Source organism: Nocardioides koreensis, assembly GCF_039531775.1.
GTDB lineage: Bacteria > Actinomycetota > Actinomycetes > Propionibacteriales > Nocardioidaceae > Nocardioides > Nocardioides koreensis.
The window spans coordinates 54,421-70,578 of record NZ_BAAAQR010000008.1; the positions used below are offsets into that span (position 1 = coordinate 54,421).

16 protein-coding genes are annotated in these 16,158 nt (G+C 72.6%); 10 read left to right on the top strand and 6 right to left on the bottom strand.

All coding sequences use genetic code 11. The features are described from left to right. Positions 1–8 precede the first annotated feature (8 nt). The 5 genes from nadC (at position 9) to ABD268_RS13760 (ending at position 5,644) form a co-directional block, all read left to right on the top strand. Entirely contained in the window at positions 9–923 is a 915-nt protein-coding gene (nadC, locus tag ABD268_RS13740) for a carboxylating nicotinate-nucleotide diphosphorylase (RefSeq protein ID WP_344153042.1), read from the top strand. Positions 924–926: 3 nt separating this feature from the next. Further along, a complete protein-coding gene (locus tag ABD268_RS13745) occupies positions 927–1,700 on the top strand; it encodes a type III pantothenate kinase (protein WP_344153047.1) in 774 nt (257 codons plus the stop codon). A 44-nt stretch (positions 1,701–1,744) separates the two neighbouring features. Next, positions 1,745–2,467 carry a hypothetical protein gene (locus ABD268_RS13750; protein WP_344153050.1) on the top strand — a complete coding sequence of 241 codons (723 nt, stop codon included), beginning with the start codon at positions 1,745–1,747 and terminating at the stop codon, positions 2,465–2,467. Between the two features lie 71 nt (positions 2,468–2,538). Continuing rightward, positions 2,539–2,877, top strand: coding sequence for a histone-like nucleoid-structuring protein Lsr2 (locus ABD268_RS13755; protein ID WP_344153053.1), 339 nt, complete (start codon positions 2,539–2,541; stop codon positions 2,875–2,877). Between the two features lie 187 nt (positions 2,878–3,064). After that, complete coding sequence (locus tag ABD268_RS13760; protein WP_344153056.1) at positions 3,065–5,644, top strand: ATP-dependent Clp protease ATP-binding subunit; 2,580 nt, start codon at positions 3,065–3,067, stop codon at positions 5,642–5,644. 127 nt (positions 5,645–5,771) lie between these two features. Here ABD268_RS13760 and ABD268_RS13765 read toward each other — a convergent pair whose 3' ends face one another. Beyond that, positions 5,772–6,638 carry an HhH-GPD family protein gene (locus ABD268_RS13765; protein ID WP_344153059.1) on the bottom strand — a complete coding sequence of 289 codons (867 nt, stop codon included), beginning with the start codon at positions 6,636–6,638 and terminating at the stop codon, positions 5,772–5,774. Positions 6,639–6,760: 122 nt separating this feature from the next. On the opposite strand from ABD268_RS13765, the gene ABD268_RS13770 reads away from it, so the two are divergent. Continuing rightward, positions 6,761–7,543, top strand: coding sequence for a hypothetical protein (locus ABD268_RS13770; RefSeq protein WP_344153062.1), 783 nt, complete (start codon positions 6,761–6,763; stop codon positions 7,541–7,543). Between the two features lie 40 nt (positions 7,544–7,583). Here ABD268_RS13770 and disA read toward each other — a convergent pair whose 3' ends face one another. Then, a complete protein-coding gene (gene disA, locus ABD268_RS13775) occupies positions 7,584–8,666 on the bottom strand; it encodes a DNA integrity scanning diadenylate cyclase DisA (RefSeq protein ID WP_344153438.1) in 1,083 nt (360 codons plus the stop codon). Between the two features lie 120 nt (positions 8,667–8,786). Continuing rightward, the gene (gene radA / locus ABD268_RS13780; protein ID WP_344153065.1) at positions 8,787–10,211 is read right to left on the bottom strand and encodes a DNA repair protein RadA; all 1,425 of its coding nucleotides are present in this window, start codon (positions 10,209–10,211) and stop codon (positions 8,787–8,789) included. 139 nt (positions 10,212–10,350) lie between these two features. On the opposite strand from radA, the gene ABD268_RS13785 reads away from it, so the two are divergent. After that, positions 10,351–11,382 (top strand): LacI family DNA-binding transcriptional regulator, encoded by a 1,032-nt coding sequence (locus ABD268_RS13785; RefSeq protein ID WP_344153068.1) that lies wholly within the window; start codon positions 10,351–10,353, stop codon positions 11,380–11,382. Between the two features lie 89 nt (positions 11,383–11,471). On the opposite strand, the gene ABD268_RS13790 is transcribed toward ABD268_RS13785, so the two are convergent. The 3 genes from ABD268_RS13790 to ABD268_RS13800 all read right to left on the bottom strand — a co-directional run bounded on the left by ABD268_RS13790 (position 11,472) and on the right by ABD268_RS13800 (position 13,691). Next, positions 11,472–12,158, bottom strand: a complete 687-nt coding sequence (locus ABD268_RS13790; protein WP_344153071.1) for a class I SAM-dependent methyltransferase — start codon at positions 12,156–12,158, stop codon at positions 11,472–11,474. Between the two features lie 32 nt (positions 12,159–12,190). Then, entirely contained in the window at positions 12,191–12,829 is a 639-nt protein-coding gene (locus tag ABD268_RS13795) for a VOC family protein (protein ID WP_344153074.1), read from the bottom strand. Between the two features lie 82 nt (positions 12,830–12,911). Further along, positions 12,912–13,691, bottom strand: a complete 780-nt coding sequence (locus ABD268_RS13800; protein WP_344153077.1) for a DUF3109 family protein — start codon at positions 13,689–13,691, stop codon at positions 12,912–12,914. A 33-nt stretch (positions 13,692–13,724) separates the two neighbouring features. On the opposite strand from ABD268_RS13800, the gene ABD268_RS13805 reads away from it, so the two are divergent. Genes ABD268_RS13805 through ABD268_RS13815 form a run of 3 tightly spaced genes read left to right on the top strand, consistent with a single transcriptional unit; the run spans position 13,725 to position 16,083 of the window. Further along, a complete protein-coding gene (locus ABD268_RS13805) occupies positions 13,725–14,660 on the top strand; it encodes a Ppx/GppA family phosphatase (RefSeq protein WP_344153080.1) in 936 nt (311 codons plus the stop codon). A 5-nt stretch (positions 14,661–14,665) separates the two neighbouring features. Then, on the top strand, positions 14,666–15,454 hold the full coding sequence (locus tag ABD268_RS13810; RefSeq protein WP_344153441.1) for a sugar phosphate isomerase/epimerase family protein: 789 nt from the start codon (positions 14,666–14,668) through the stop codon (positions 15,452–15,454). Next, complete coding sequence (locus tag ABD268_RS13815; RefSeq protein WP_344153083.1) at positions 15,451–16,083, top strand: TetR/AcrR family transcriptional regulator; 633 nt, start codon at positions 15,451–15,453, stop codon at positions 16,081–16,083. Before ABD268_RS13810 ends, ABD268_RS13815 begins: the two co-directional genes overlap by 4 nt. The last annotated feature ends 75 nt before the right edge of the window (positions 16,084–16,158 follow it).

The following is a 16,158-nucleotide window of genomic DNA, read 5'->3' on the forward strand; positions in this document are numbered from 1 at the left end:
ACGCCACCGTGACTGCCCGTACGCCGTACGACGCCCTGCCGAGCGCCCTGCTCGCCGAGCTCGAGGCCGCCGGCCTCGACCCCAGGGCGGTCTACGACTCGATCGTGACGGCCGTGGCCGAGGACCTGCCGGGCGACGACGTCACGAGCGCCGCCACCATCCCGGCCACGGCCCGGGGCGTGGCCGACTTCGCGACCCGGGAGCCGGGCGTCGTGGCGGGCCTCCCGGTCGCCGCGATGGTGTTCCACTACGTGATGGGCGACGCGGTCACCATCACCGACCGGCTGCCCGACGGCACCGGGGTCCGCCCCGGGGACGTCGTGATGCGGGTCGCGGGCCCGACCCGGGGACTGCTCACCGCGGAGCGCACCGCGCTCAACTACGCCTCCCACCTCTCGGGGGTCGCCACGGCCACGGCCGCCTGGGTCGCGGCGCTGGAGGGCACCCGTGCCCGGGTGCTCGACACCCGCAAGACGCTGCCCCACCACCGCGCCCTCCAGAAGTACGCCGTGCGCTGCGGCGGTGGCGTCAACCACCGGTTCAGCCTCTCGGACATGGCGATGGTGAAGGACAACCACGTCGTCGCGGCCGGCGGCGCGGTGCCGGCGTACCGCGCGGTGCGCGAGGCCTACCCGGACCTGCCGGTCGAGGTGGAGGTCACTGATCTGGACCAGCTCTGCGACTTGCTCGACGCCGGTTGCGAGCGGATCCTGCTCGACAACATGGACACCGCCACGATGGCCGAGGCGGTCCGCCTCGTCGAGCAGCGGGGAGCCAGCCGCGCCACCCTGGAGGCCAGCGGCGGGCTGACCCTCGAACGGGCCCGCGAGGTGGCCGGGACCGGTGTGGACTTCATCTCGGTCGGTGCCCTGACCCACTCGGTGAAGGTCTTCGACCTCGGCATGGACCTGCGCGAGGAGTAGGCCGTGTCCCTGCTCGCGGCCGACATCGGCAACAGCCACACCGTCCTCGGCATCCTCGAGGGGGGCGACGTGGTCGCCGACTGGCGGATCGCGACCGAGGAGCGCCGTACCGCCGACGACTGGGCGGTGGTGCTCCGGGGGCTGCTGGAGGACGACCTCGACCGGGTCACCGGCATCGCGGTGTGCTCCACGGTCCCGGCGGTGCTGCACGAGTGGCGCGAGATGCTGGCCGGCCACTTCCCCGACGTGCAGCGCGTGGTGGTCGAGCCGGGCGTGCGCACCGGCGTACCGGTGCTCATGGACAACCCCCGCGAGGTCGGGTCGGACCGGATCATCAACGCGCTCGCCGCCGCGACCGACTACGGCGGCCCGGCCATCGTCGTGGACTTCGGCGGCACCGCCACCACGTTCGACGTGGTGAGCGCACGCGGGCAGTACGTCGGCGGCGCGATCGCCCCGGGAATCGAGATATCCCTCGAGGCGCTCGGACGCCGCGGCGCCCAGCTGCGCAAGGTCGAATTGCTGCGACCCCGCGCGGTCATCGCCAAGAACACGGTCGAGGCGCTGCAGTCGGGAATGGTTTTCGGCGTCGCCAGCCAGGTCGAGGGAATAGTCGCCCGAATGATCGACGAGCTCGGCGTGGCGTCCGCCGACGTGCACGTGATCGCGACCGGATATCTTGCGCCGTTGGTGCTCGAGGAATGTCGCTGTTTCACCGATCATGCGCCGTGGCTCACGCTGCGTGGACTCGAGATGGTGTTTGCCCGCAACACGTGAGGGACACACTGCGGAAAGGTCACGTGGTCTCGGGAGGAGTCAGGATGCGGGTGGTCCCCGGTCTCGCGGCCGTGGCCGCGCTGGCCTCGCTCGCCGGCGCGTGCACGGCCGTCCAGGAGTCGCTGTCGTGTCCCGGTGAGAGCTGCCCGGCGGCGCTCCGGGCCGTCGGTGACGAGGCGCGGCAGGTGCCGCGGGTGACCTCGGTGGAGCGCGCGTGGCGGTTCTACAACGTCGACCACGGCGCCAGTGGCGGCGTCGACGTCCACGCCTCGGTCCGCACCGAGTCCGAGGCGCGCCGCGTGGCAGCAGCGCTCTCCACGATCTACCAGGACAGCGGCGTGGAGCCCGTCGACCGGGTCGACGTGGTCGTCGTTCCCGAGCCGGAGCGGGGCCGGCGCGACGACACCGAGTCGGTCACCAGCGGCGCGGCGAGCAGCTCCGGGGCGGTCCCGTGCGCCGACGACGACTGCGCGGCCGAGGTCGCCGCGTTCCGGGCCGCGTTCGCCGACGCCCCGGTCGCCGACGAGGCGACGCTGGACGCGGTGTCGTGGAGGGCCGACGGCCAGGATCCCGGTACCCGGATCGAGGTCACGGCCACCGGCGAGCCGATGAGCCCGGCCGCTTTCCGGGACTTCGAGCGCCGAATTGTCGACGTCGCGCAGGCTGCGGGACTCGCCGATATCGGTGACGTGAGAACGCTCGTGCACTACCGGCAGCGCGTCGAGTTCTCGTTCACCTTCGATACGCAGATTTCGGCGGGGAGTTAGCGCCGACAATTAAGAGCGTGGCATGATCAATTCGTTAACGGTCTTTCCTTGAAAGAAACAGAGGTATTGCCATGGCTCAGAAGGTCCACATCGTTCTCGTCGACGATCTCGACGGGAGCGAGGCGACCGAGTCGGTGTCCTTCGGCCTCGACGGCACGTCGTACGAGATCGACCTCAACGACGCCAACGCCGCCCGCCTGCGCGACGCGCTGGCCGAGTTCGTCGGCCACGCCCGCAAGGTGAGTTCCGCCTCGCGCCGCGGGGGCCGCCGGTCCTCGGGGTCCGCGGCCGCCGCCAGTGGCCCGAGCGCCAGGGAGATCCGCGACTGGGCCCGCTCCAACGGCTACGACGTCCCCGACCGCGGCCGCGTCTCCGCCGAGGTCCGCGAGGCCTTCGACGCCGCGCACTGATCCCGTACCGAGTCGGCGCAGCCCCCGGATGCCGGGCGGCTGCGCCGACTCGTCGGTCCTGTTCGCTCAGAGCGGAGCGTGGATACAGGCATTCCGGGAACGCGTAGGCTGGGAGAGGGGTTAGTTCAACTGTCCGATCCCGTCGCCCCTGAACGGGACGGCCCCGAACTCCTGAGGAGACTTGAGCATGTTCGAGCGGTTCACAGACCGAGCCCGCCGGGTGGTCGTGCTGGCCCAGGAAGAGGCCCGCATGCTCTCCCACAACTACATCGGCACCGAGCACATCCTGCTCGGCCTGATCCACGAGGGTGAGGGCGTTGCCGCGAAGGCGCTCGAGAGCCTCGACATCTCGCTGGAGGCCGTCCGGGCCCAGGTCGAGGAGATCATCGGCCAGGGCCAGCAGGCCCCCAGCGGCCACATCCCCTTCACGCCGCGCGCCAAGAAGGTGCTCGAGCTGTCCCTGCGCGAGGCGCTGCAGCTCGGCCACTCCTACATCGGCACCGAGCACATCCTGCTCGGCCTGATCCGTGAGGGCGAGGGCGTCGCGGCCCAGGTGCTGCAGAAGCTGGGCGCCGACCTGAACCGGGTCCGCCAGCAGGTCATCCAGCTGCTCTCGGGCTTCCAGGGCAAGGAGTCCGCGTCCTCGGGCGCCGCCGCGAGCGGTTCCTCCAGCGACGCCCCGTCGTCCTCGCTGGTGCTGGACCAGTTCGGGCGCAACCTCACCCAGGACGCCCGCGAGGGCAAGCTGGACCCGGTCATCGGCCGGGAGCAGGAGATCGAGCGCGTCATGCAGATCCTGTCGCGCCGTACGAAGAACAACCCGGTCCTGATCGGCGAGCCGGGCGTCGGCAAGACGACGATCGTCGAGGGCCTGGCCCAGGACATCGTCAAGGGCAACGTGCCCGAGACGCTCAAGGACAAGCAGATCTACACGCTCGACCTCGGCGCCCTGGTGGCCGGCTCGCGCTACCGCGGTGACTTCGAGGAGCGCCTGAAGAAGGTGCTCAAGGAGATCCGCACCCGCGGCGACATCGTGCTGTTCATCGACGAGATCCACACCCTCGTCGGCGCCGGCGCGGCCGAGGGCGCGATCGACGCGGCCAGCATCCTCAAGCCGATGCTGGCCCGCGGTGAGCTCCAGACCATCGGGGCGACGACGCTCGACGAGTACCGCAAGTACCTCGAGAAGGACGCCGCGCTGGAGCGCCGCTTCCAGCCCATCCAGGTCGCCGAGCCCTCGATCGCGCACACGATCGAGATGCTCAAGGGCCTGCGGGACCGCTACGAGGCCCACCACCGGGTGACCATCACCGACGAGGCGCTGGTCTCCGCGGCCACGCTGGCCGACCGCTACATCTCCGACCGGTTCCTGCCCGACAAGGCGATCGACCTCATCGACGAGGCCGGCTCGCGGCTGCGGATCCGCCGGATGACAGCCCCCGCCGACCTGCGCGAGTACGACGAGAAGATCGGCGACGTGCGGCAGCGCAAGGAGGCCGCGATCGACGGCCAGGACTTCGAGGCCGCCGCGCGCCTGCGCGACGAGGAGAAGCAGCTGATCGCCAAGAAGTCCGAGCGCGAGCGGCAGTGGCGCGCGGGCGACATGGACGAGGTCGCGGAGGTCGACGAGGAGCTGATCGCCGAGGTGCTCGCCGTGGCGACCGGCATCCCGATCGTGAAGCTGTCCGAGGAGGAGTCCACCCGGCTGCTCAAGATGGAGGACGAGCTCCACAAGCGCGTCATCGGCCAGGAGGAGGCCGTCAAGGCCCTCTCCCGGGCCATCCGTCGTACCCGCGCGGGTCTCAAGGACCCGAAGCGTCCCGGCGGCTCGTTCATCTTCGCCGGCCCCTCCGGCGTCGGTAAGACCTGGCTGTCCAAGACGCTGGCCGAGTTCCTCTTCGGCGACGAGGACGCGCTGATCCAGCTCGACATGAGCGAGTTCGGCGAGAAGCACACGGTCTCGCGGCTGTTCGGCTCGCCTCCCGGCTACGTCGGCTACGAGGAGGGCGGCCAGCTGACCGAGAAGGTGCGGCGCAAGCCGTTCTCGGTGGTGCTGTTCGACGAGGTCGAGAAGGCGCACCCGGACATCTTCAACAGCCTGCTGCAGATCCTGGAGGAGGGTCGCCTGACCGACTCCCAGGGCCGGGTGGTCGACTTCAAGAACACCGTCATCATCATGACCACCAACCTCGGCACCAAGGACATCGCCAAGGGCGTCAACCTCGGCTTCCAGCAGACCGGCGACGCGGCGGGCTCCTACGAGCGGATGAAGGGCAAGGTGCAGGAGGAGCTCAAGCAGCACTTCCGTCCCGAGTTCCTGAACCGCGTCGACGAGATCATCGTGTTCCCGCCGCTCTCGCAGGAGCAGATCATCTCGATGGTGGACAACATGATCGCGGCGGTGGAGACACGGCTGAAGGACCGCGACATGCAGCTCGAGCTGACCCAGTCGGCGAAGAACCTGCTTGCGCAGCGGGGCTTCGACCCGGTGCTCGGAGCCCGGCCGCTGCGCCGCACCGTGCAGCGGGAGATCGAGGACACCCTCGCCGAGAAGATGCTCTACGGCGAGGTCGGCCCCGGCCAGATCGTGCTCGTGGACGTCGAGGGCGAGGGCCCGACAGCGACCTTCACCTTCAAGGGGCAGAAGGTCGGCGAGCTGCCGGACCTGCCGCCGTTCGAGACCGCCGAGGTCGGGTCGGGAGAGGCCGCGGTCGAGGGACCGGACGACACCGAGGGTCCCAAGGACGTCCCGAAGTCCACCGACTGACCGCAGCAGCAGACGACGTCAGACGGGCTGGTCGCTCCGGCGGCCGGCCCGTCTGTCATGCCCGGGGGGACGTCATCCGTGGTGGCGGTCCGGGCGACCACCTCCGACGACGTCCCGGGGCCGACCCTCAGGGCAGGGCGTAGGTGCCGCGCGGGGTGCGGACGACCAGGCCGTCCTCGACCAGGCCGGCCAGGCAGCGGGCTCGCTGCAGCTCCTCGGACCAGGCCGCGTCCAGCCGGGCCGCGGTGACCTCGCCCTCGGTGTCGCGCAGCACCGCGAGCAGCCGGCCGCGGCACTGGCGGTCGGTGCCCGCCCAGGCCTGCGCCCTGCGGGGCGGCCCGTCGTACGCCGGGTGGCCGGCCGCCCGCCACGCGCACAGGTCGGCCAGCGGGCAGGCCGGGCACCGGGGGTTGGCGGCGGTGCAGACGAGGGCGCCCAGCTCCATGACCGCGACCGACCAGGTCGCGGCGGTGGGCTCGTCCTCGGGGAGCAGCTCCGCGGCCAGGGTCCGCTCGCCCTTCGTCACGCCGGCGGCCGGGAACTCCTCGCCGGTCGCCACGCGCGCGAGCACCCGCCGCACGTTGGTGTCGAGAACCACGTGTCGCCGGCCGTGCGCGAAGGTCGCGATCGCGGCCGCGGTGTAGTCGCCGATGCCGGGCAGCGCGCGCAGGTCGTCGTACGACGCGGGCACCTGGCCGCCGTGCCGCTCGACGATCGTGGTGGCGGCGGCGTGCAGCCGCAGCGCCCGGCGCGGGTAGCCCAGCCGGCCCCACGCCCGGACCGCCTCCCCGGCCGTCTCGGCCGCGAGCGCCGCCGGGGTCGGCCACCGGCGCAGCCACTGCTCGTGGACCGGGAGGACCCGGGCGACCGGCGTCTGCTGGAGCATGAACTCCGACACCATCACCGACCAGGGACCGGCCGCCGTCGAACGCCAGGGCAGCTCGCGCGCGTGCTCGTCGTACCACGCCAGGACCGGCTCGTGCAGATCGCTCATCGCGGTCATTCTCGGCGGTCGGGCGGGTCGTCGCGAAGCCGGGGGCCGAAAGGTCACCCGTGACGCCGTCGTGCCGGTGTGGCACCGCCAACCTCGGCGGTGCGCTGGCTAGCGTTGCGCCCATGTCGTCCCTCACCCGTGGTCCGCTGCCGGCCCGCGTGTACTGGCGGCGTCGCGTCATGGTCCTCGGCACCGCGCTGCTGCTCGTCTTCGCGTTCGCCCGGCTGCTGGGAGGCGGCAGTGACGCCTCCTCCGCCTCGGAGGAGGCCGCCCAGGTGGCCGCCGACCAGACCACGCCGACGTCCGCGCCCACGAGCGCGCTCACGACGCCCGCCGCGACGGGTCCGGGCCAGGGCAAGGCAGGCGGCAAGCACACCAGCCAGGCGCCCGTGCTCGCCGAGCCCGACGGTCCGTGTGCCGACGAGGATGTCCTGGTCAGCCCCGAGGTGAAGGACGCCGTCGCCGGCCGCGACGTGCACATCTCGCTGAAGCTGAGCACCGTGGAGTCCGAGGCCTGCACCTGGGAGGTCTCCCGGGACACGCTCACCCTCAAGGTCACCTCGGGCAAGGACGACATCTGGTCGACCCGGCAGTGCCCCCGGGCGATCATCGGCCGCGAGATGGTGCTGCGCCGCGACTCCACGACCTCGGTCGGCGTGACCTGGAACGCCCGGCGCTCCGACGACGAGTGCTCCCGGCTGACGGAGTGGGCGCTGCCCGGCTTCTACCACGTCGAGGTGGCCGCGCTCGCGGGCGAGCCGACCGACGAGCAGTTCGAGCTGAAGGCCCCCACGGCGCCGGTCATCACCCGGTCTCCGTCACCCCACCAGAGCCCGCAGCAGAATCCTCAGCAGGGCAAGCCCTCCGGCCGCCCGGTGACCTCGCCCTCCGGCTCGACCGACTGACGCCTGACGTCGCCCGACGCGTGACGTCCGGCGGCAGGCGTCAGACGTAGCGCTCGAGGATCGTCGACTCGGCCAGGCGGGACAGTCCCTCGCGCACGCTCCGCGCCCGCAGCTCGCCGACGCCCTCGACGGCCTGCAGGTCGTCGATGCCGGCGGAGAGCAGCTTCTGCAGGGTCCCGAAGTGGTCGACCAGCCGGTCGACGACCGAGGGAGGAAGCCGCGGGACCTTGGCCAGCAGCCGGTAGCCGCGGGGCGCCACGGCGCCGTCGAGGTGCTCGCCGGTGCCGAGCCCGAGGGCCCTGGCCGCGGCGGCCGGGTCCACCAGCTCGGTGGGGGAGAGGGACTCGAGCCGCTGCAGCAGCGCCTCGGGGGTCCGGGTGCGTCGCCCGGCCGGCAGGTAGTCGCGGATCACCAGCTCGCGCTCGGCGTCCACACCGGTGATCAGCTCCTCGAGCTGCAGCGACAGCAGCCGGCCGTCGGTGCCGAGCTCCAGGACGTAGTCCTCGATCTCCCGGGCGATCCGGGTGACCATCTCCAGCCGCTGGGCGACGACCGCGACGTCGCGGACCGTCACCAGGTCCTCGATCTCGAGTGCCGAGAGAGTGCTGGCGACCTCGTCGAGGCGCAGCTTGTAGCGCTCGAGCGTGGCGAGCGCCTGGTTGGCGCGGGACAGGATCTGGCCGGAGTCCTCGAGGACGTGCCGGGTCTCGCCGACGTAGGCCGCGATGATCTGCATCGACTGGGACACCGAGATGACGGGGTAGTGGGTCTGCCGGGCGACCCGGTCGGCGGTGCGGTGGCGGGTGCCGGTCTCCTCCGACGGGATGGTGTGGTCGGGCATCAGGTGGACGGCGGCCCGGTAGATCCGGGTGACGTCCTTGTCGACGATGATCGCGCCGTCCATCTTGGCCAGCTCGCGCAGGCCGGTCGCGGTGAACGGCACGTCCAGGGTGAAGCCGCCGGTGGAGATGGACTCCACGGTCTTGTCGTGGCCGAGCACGATCAGGGCGCCCGTGCGACCCCGGAGGATGCGCTCGAGGCCGTCGCGCAGGGCGGTGCCGGGGGCGATGGATGCGAGCGCGGCGCGCAGGCGCAACGTCTCGTCCGAGCGGTCCGTGGCCACCACGCCGTTCCCTCCGTTCCGGCTGCGGCAAGGGTCGGCCGCGACCCCAGTCTAGGGGAGCATCGCGTGACGTCGAACACGGTTCGCCGGACAACCCGCCGGCGACCCGGTCCGCGGTGGTCAGACCGGGCGCGGCCCCTGCTCGGCGCGGGCCAGCTTGAGCATCTGCAGTGCGGCCGCGATGTCGGGGACGCTCACCACCCGCATCCCGTCGATGTTCGGCACCGGGTGCACGTGGTCGACGGGGCGCAGGTTGCCGGGAACGCGCTCGCCGGGCTCCATCGGCACGACCGCGACCCGGAACCCGAGGCGCGCGGCCTCGGCGATCCGCTGGGGCAGGTCGCGGACCCGGCGCAGCTCGCCGGCCAGGCCGATCTCCCCCATGGCGACGACACCGGCGGGGACCGGCCGTCCGGTCGTCGCGGAGGCCAGGGACACCGCGACCGCGAGGTCGCTGGCCGGCTCCGAGAGCCGGGCTCCGCCGACGGTGGACGCGAACACGTCGTGGGCGTGCAGCCGGATCCCGCAGTGCTGCTGGAGCACCGCCAGCACCATCGCCACCCGTGACCCGTCGAGGCCCGAGGTCGTACGCCGGGGTCGCTCGCTCGCGGTGGGCGTCGCCAGCGCCTGGACCTCGGCCAGCAGCGGCCGGCGGCCCTCCATCGTGACCGCGACGCAGGTGCCGGGCACGTGGGCGTGGTGGTTCTCCACGAACAGGCCCGTGGGGTCGGTCACCGCGCTGATGCCCTCCGAGGACAGGTCGAAGCAGCCGACCTCGTCGATCGGGCCGAAGCGGTTCTTCATCGCCCGGACCATCCGGAAGCGCGAGTTGCGGTCCCCCTCGAAGTGGAGCACCACGTCGACCACGTGCTCGAGCACGCGCGGACCCGCGATCGAGCCGTCCTTGGTGACGTGGCCGACCATCACGGTCGTGATGTTGCGCGTCTTGGCGACCCGGACCAGCGCGGCGGCCACCTCGCGCACCTGGGTGACCCCGCCGGGGACACCCTCGACGCCCGAGGCGCCGATGGTCTGGACGGAGTCGACGACCAGCAGCGTGGGCCGCACCTGCTCGATGTGGGTGAGCACCGCGCCCAGGTCGGTCTCGGCGGCGAGGAACAGCTCGTCGTGCACGCCGCCCGTGCGGTCGGCGCGGAGCCGGACCTGGGAGGCGGACTCCTCGCCGGTGACGTACAGCGTGCGGCGCTGGTAGCGGGCGGTCTGCGCCGCGACCTCCAGCAGCAGCGTGCTCTTCCCGACCCCGGGCTCCCCGGCGAGCAGGATCGCCGCGCCTGGCACCAGCCCGCCGCCGAGGACCCGGTCGAGCTCGGGGACCCCGCTGGAGCGGAAGGTCGAGTCCTCGACCGAGACGTGCCCGATCGGCACCGCGGGCCGGGTGACCGGCGCGGCCGCGGCCCGGGTGGCCGGCGCGGCGGCCTCGGCGACCGAGCCCCAGGCCTGGCACTCACCGCAGCGCCCGACCCACTTGGCGGTCTCCCACCCGCACTCGGAGCAGCGGAAGGCGGGGCGTGACGGTTTCGGCATGGCGGGAACGCTAGGGCACCGCGCCGACAACCCGAGGGTCACTCGTGCGGGTGAAGCGGGGGACGGTCCGGTTATGATCCGCTTGGAACGTTCCAGTCCTGCGGGGGACGGGTGGTGACGTGTGCGGGAGGACGATCGGATGACGAGGAGCCTGGGGCGCGTCCCTGCGCCTCCGCCGACGCTCGCCGATGTCGCCGAGCGTGCCGGTGTCTCGCGCCAGACGGTGTCGAACGCCGTGAACAACCCCGACCTGCTGCGGACCGACACCCTCGCCCGGGTGCAGGAGGCGATCGAGGAGCTCGGCTACTCGCCGAACCGGGCCGCCCGCAACCTGCGGACCCGCTCCTCGCACCTGATCGGGATGCGGATCAACCCGGCGCAGGAGGGCACCGCCAACGCGACCATGGACCGCTTCGTCCACTCGCTGGTGGAGACCTCCGGCGAGGCCGGCTACCACGTGCTGCTCTTCGCGGGCAGCCACCTCGACCCGCTGGACGGGTACGACGACCTGCTGCGCTCGACCGCCGTGGACGCGTTCGTGGTCACCGACACCTACCTCGGCAACCCGCAGGCGGCGTGGCTCGAGTCGCGCCGGGCCCCCTTCGTGGCCTTCGGCCGGCCGTGGGACAACCCCGACGGCACCCATCCGTGGGTCGACGTCGACGGCGCGGCGGGCGCCGACCTGGCCACCACCCACCTGCTCGACCGGGGACACCAGCGGATCGCCTGGATCGGGTGGCGCAAGGACTCGCGGATCGGCGAGGACCGGCGTTCGGGGTGGAGCCGGGCGCTGCGCTCCCGGGACCTGCCGACCACGGGGCTGGCGTCCCGGGTCGAGGACACCGTGGCCAGCGGCCGCGAGGCGAGCGCCGTGCTCCTCGACGAGGCGCACCCCAGCGCCTTCGTGTGCGCCTCGGACACGCTGGCGATGGGGGTGCTGCACACGCTGGCCGAGCGCGGCCTCGCCCCCGGACGTGACGTGGCCGTGGTGGGCTTCGACGACTCCCAGGTGGCTCAGGTCGTGCCGCCGGGCCTGACCTCGGTGCGCCAGCCGCTGGAGGACGTGGCCGTCGAGATCGTCAAGGCCCTCGAGGGCCTGCTCGGCCACCCCCACCAGGCCCCCAAGGGCGTGCTGCTCACCCCCACGCTCGCCGTCCGCGGCTCCAGCTAGGGGCGGGCACTTTCCGGCTGGCCGGTGAAAGTGGCACTTGTCAGGGGGCAGACCACCTGACAAGCGCCGGTTCTCCCTGACAGGTGAGGTCAGAACCCGCGCCACCAGAGGTTGACGGCGTAGTCCACCTCGGTGCCCTCGTGGCCGGCGAGGGCCTCCTCGGCCACCTCCGGGGTGAGCTCGATGCGGACGACGCTCTCGAGGTCGGCCCGCGAGGAGAACGACCAGCGGATGTCGACGGGGACCCGGGTCCAGCCCCGGGTGGACCAGAAGCGCTCGACGACCTCGGGGGCCGGCAGGTGCGGGTAGCTGCGGCGGAACCACGCCCCGAACGTCGAGCGGGTCGGGTCGTTGTCGATGACGAACGCCGTGCCGCCGCGGCGTACGACCCGGTCGAGCTCGGCGAGGCCGGGCTCGCAGCCGGGGCCGAAGAAGTACGCCCACCGGGCGTGCACCACCTCCACCGACGCGTCGGGCAGCGGCAGCGCCTGGGCGGTCCCCGTCAGCACGGCCACGTGGTCGAGCCGACGGGTACGACGCCGGGCCAGCGCCGCGAGGTCGGGGTGCGGCTCGATGCCGGTCACCGTCGCGGCCGTGGCGGCGAAGCGGGGGAGGTGGAACCCGGTGCCGCAGCCGAGGTCGAGGACCGACCGTTGGGCCCAGCCGCCTCCGCCGAGGACGGACGTCATCGCGGCCTCGAGCCGTCCGTCGGGGTCGACGGCGCGGTTCTCCACCTCGTAGGTCGCGGTGTGGTGCCAGATGTTCGGGCTCGGCACCGCGCCCGGCGGCGGGGTCGGTCTCGACCCGGTCAGATTCGAACCAGGCCGTTGGGGGTCTGCACCTGCGCGGCGATGATGCCGGGCGTGCCGTGCGGGGCGACCCACTCGACCTTGACGTCCTCCAGCGGCGCCTCGACCGTCTCGCCGAGCCACTCGCTGACCCGCTGCGGGTCGCCGGCGATCTCCAGGCAGGCCAGGGAGTACGCCGGGTCGGCGCCGTTGCTGGGGTGCAGCGCCGCCGGGCTGCTCCACTCGACGAAGAACGGCAGCTGCGGGTCCGCGATCAGCCCGTTGACGCCGATCTGCTTCCAGCGCAGCTCGGTGCCGTCCGGGAGGTGCCGGCTGCCGACGGCCGCCTCGCGACCGAGCCGGGTCTCGACGGTCGCGATGTCGTCGACCGCGACGACCCACCCGAGCCAGCCGCCGCCGAGCGCGGAGCGCGCCCGCACGGCCTGGCCGAAGGGGGCCTTGTCGGACGCCGGGTGGTCGAGCACCTCGACGATCTCGATGTAGGTGCCGTCAGCCAGCGGCATGATCACGTTGCGGGTCCCGAAGCGTGGGTGCACGCCTCCGTCGATGAAGTCCCGGCCGAGCAGTCCCCCGATGCGCTGGGCAGTGCTGGCGAGGCCATCCGGTCCTGCGGCGTAAGAAAGATGGTCCAGGCGCATGTCAAGCATTCTCGACAACGTGATTCGCGCGCCGCGCATCGGGGTCGGGGTCTCTTGACGTCGAGACGTTCCGGCGGGCGGGTCAGCGCGGGTCGGCAGGGTGCAGCGCGAGCGCCGAGCGCGACCGCACGTGCGCCTCGCAGTGCCGCACCAGCTCGTCGTACGCCGCCTTGCCCATCAGCTCGGTCAGCTCCGGCTCGTGGGTGAGGTAGACGGGCTCCAGCGCCACGTGCGCCTCGGTGTTGCCCGAGCAGTACCAGTCCAGGTCGTGCCCGCCGGGGCCCCAGCCGCGTCGGTCGTACTCGCCGATCGACACCTCGGTGTACGTCGTGCCGTCCTGGCGCTCGACCTCGCGGAAGGTCCGCCGGATCGGCAGCTGCCAGCACACGTCCGGCTTGGTCTCCAGCGGGTTGCGGCCCTGCTCGAGCGCCAGCCCGTGCAGCGCGCAGCCGGCGCCGCCCCGCCCGTTCGGCGGAGCGAAGTCGGCGCGGTTGTGGAACACGCACGCGCGCTGGCCGTCGACCTCGACGGTGAGGGTCTTGCGGTCACCGTCCTCGTCGGTCTCGATCCAGTCCGACTTCTTCACCGCACGACCAGCGGGCTTGAACTGCCACTGGGTCTCGTCGAGCTCGTCGACGAACGCCGCCACCCGCCGCTCGTCGCCCTTGTCGGCGAAGTGGGCGCCGAGGGTGCAGCAGCCGGTGTCGGGGGCGTCGGCGTAGATGCCCTGGCAGCCCTGGCCGAAGATGCACATGTAGCTCGACGTGAGCCAGGTCAGGTCGCAGCGCATCACCTGCGAGTCGTCGGCGGGGTCCGCGAACTCGACGTACGCGCGTGGGAACACCAGATCGACTTCGGGCACGCCACCACACTACGTGCCGGGTAGCGTGGTGCCATGCGTCTGGGCGTCCTCGACATCGGGTCCAACACGGGGCACCTGCTCGTGGTCGACGCCCACGGCGGCGCCGCGCCGCTGCCGGCGTACTCCTACAAGGAGCCGCTGCGGCTCGCCGAGCACCTCGACGGCGAGGGCGCGGTCTCGCAGACCGGCATCGATGCGCTGACCGCCTTCACCGCGCAGGCGCTCGTGGTCGCCGAGGACAAGGGCTGCGAGGACATGCTCGCCTTCGCCACCTCCGCGGTCCGGGACGCGGTGAACTCCGAGGCCGTCCTCGACCACGTGCACGAGTCCACGGACGTGCGCATCGAGGTGCTCTCCGGCGAGGACGAGGCGCGGCTGACCTTCCTCGCCGTACGCCGCTGGTTCGGCTGGTCGGCCGGCCGGCTGGCGGTCTTCGACATCGGCGGCGGCTCCCTGGAGATCGCCGGGGGTGCCGACGAGTCCCCGGACGTGGCCTGGTCGCTGCCGCTGGGCGCCGGCCGGCTGGCCCGACAGTTCTTCGGCGGCGGGCCGCCCGACGACGAGGCGATCCGGAGCCTGCGCAAGCAGATCCGCGCCGAGATCGCCCGCGACGCCGGGCACCTGCTCCGGGCCGGGAGCCCCGACCACGCCGCGGCCACCTCGAAGACGTTCCGGTCGCTGGCGCGGATCTGCGGTGCGGCGCCCTCCGGGGACGGACCGCTGGTGCCGCGCAGCCTGCCGCGCGAGGAGCTGCGCGAGTGGATCCCCAAGCTGGTGGCGATGACGCCCGAGGAGCTGGCCGACCTGCCCGGCGTCTCGCCCAGCCGGACCCACCAGATCGTGCCCGGCGCCCTGGTCGCGGAGGCGGCGATGGACATCTTCGACCTCGACGAGCTGGAGATCTGCCCGTGGGCGCTGCGCGAGGGCGTCATCCTCGAGCGCCTCGACCAGATCAGCGTGCTCGGGTGACCACGGTGCCGCGCATCGGCCTCTCCACCGCCTCGGTGTACCCCGAGTCGTCGGCGCACGCATTCGGGTACGCCGCGCAGCTCGGCTACGACGCCGTCGAGGTGATGGTCGGCATCGACTCGCTGAGCCAGCAGACCTCCGCGGTCAAGCAGCTCTCCGAGCACCACGATGTGCCGATCTGCGCGATCCACGCGCCGTGCCTGCTGTTCACCCAGCGGGTCTGGGGCACCGAGCCCTGGGGCAAGCTCGAGCGCTCGGCCGAGATGGCGGCCGCGGTCGGCGCGGAGGTGGTCGTCGTGCACCCGCCGTTCCGGTGGCAGAAGGAGTACGCCCGCGACTTCGTCAACGGCATCGCGGCGCTGGAGGAGTCGACGGGCATCGCGTTCGCGGTGGAGAACATGTACCCGTGGCGCGCCTCCTCGCGGCGCGGGATGGAGATGTACCTCCCCGGGTGGGACCCCTCCGCGGAGACCTACGCCAACACCACGATCGACCTCTCGCACGCCGCCATCGCCCACTCGGACCCGATCCACATGGCCCGGCGGCTCGGCGACCGGCTGCGTCACATCCACCTCACCGACGGCACCGGCTCGGCCAAGGACGAGCACCTGGTCCCCGGTCGCGGGACGACGGGGGCCGCGCCGTTCCTGCGGCACCTGGCCGGGACCGGCTTCGCCGGCGAGATCGTGGTCGAGATCAACACCCGCAAGTGCGGGAGTCGCGAGGAACGCGAGCGCGACCTCCTGGAGTCCCTGCAGTTCGCGCGGGAGCACTCCGCGGTGACGACGTCGTGAACGGCGCCGGGGTCGGGGCCAGCGCCAGCGCCGGAGCCGGCGCCGGGGCCCGCCGCGGTCGGCGGCCGGGGGCCCCGGACACCCGCGCGGCGATCCTCGGCGCGGCCCGGGAGCTGTTCGCCTCCTCCGGGTACGGCGGTACGTCGATCCGCGCGGTCGCCGCCGCCGCCGGTGTCGACGCCGCGCTCGTGCACCACTACTTCGGCACCAAGGACGACCTGTTCCTCGCCGCCCTTCAGCTGCCCATCGACCCGCGCGCGGCGCTGGTGCCGGTCGCCGAGGGCGGCCTCGGCGGCGCCGGGGAGCGGTTGCTGCGGGTCTTCCTCGGGGTGTGGGACGACGAGCAGAACCAGCAGTCCCTGCTGGCGCTGGTGCGCGGCCTCGCCGAGCCGAGCGGCCAGCGGCTGCTGCGCGACGGCGTGCTCCAGATGGTCTTCGCGCCGGTCGGTCGCGCGCTCGGCATCGACGAGCCGGACCGCCGGATGGCGCTGGTCGCGTCCCAGATGGTCGGCGTCGTGATCCTGCGCTACCTGCTCCGCGCCGAGCCGCTCGCCTCGATGGCGCCCGACGACCTGGTCGCGGTGTACGGGCCGACGCTGCAGCGGTACCTCGCCGAGCCGCTGCCGTAGGGCGCAGTTTCACCGGGCGCCCGGGGAAAGTGGCACTTGTCAGGGGGATGTCCACCTGACAAGCACCAGTTTCCC

Excerpts from the sequence above, each read along its gene's own strand:
- ABD268_RS13805 (WP_344153080.1), top strand. The coding sequence starts at position 13,725 with ATGCGTCTGGGCGTCCTCGACATCGGGTCCAACACGGGGCACCTGCTC.
- radA (WP_344153065.1), bottom strand. The coding sequence starts at position 10,211 with ATGCCGAAACCGTCACGCCCCGCCTTCCGCTGCTCCGAGTGCGGGTGG.
- ABD268_RS13770 (WP_344153062.1), top strand. The coding sequence starts at position 6,761 with ATGTCGTCCCTCACCCGTGGTCCGCTGCCGGCCCGCGTGTACTGGCGG.
- ABD268_RS13795 (WP_344153074.1), bottom strand. The coding sequence starts at position 12,829 with ATGCGCCTGGACCATCTTTCTTACGCCGCAGGACCGGATGGCCTCGCC.
- ABD268_RS13755 (WP_344153053.1), top strand. The coding sequence starts at position 2,539 with ATGGCTCAGAAGGTCCACATCGTTCTCGTCGACGATCTCGACGGGAGC.
- ABD268_RS13785 (WP_344153068.1), top strand. The coding sequence starts at position 10,351 with ATGACGAGGAGCCTGGGGCGCGTCCCTGCGCCTCCGCCGACGCTCGCC.
- ABD268_RS13765 (WP_344153059.1), bottom strand. The coding sequence starts at position 6,638 with ATGAGCGATCTGCACGAGCCGGTCCTGGCGTGGTACGACGAGCACGCG.
- ABD268_RS13750 (WP_344153050.1), top strand. The coding sequence starts at position 1,745 with ATGCGGGTGGTCCCCGGTCTCGCGGCCGTGGCCGCGCTGGCCTCGCTC.
- ABD268_RS13760 (WP_344153056.1), top strand. The coding sequence starts at position 3,065 with ATGTTCGAGCGGTTCACAGACCGAGCCCGCCGGGTGGTCGTGCTGGCC.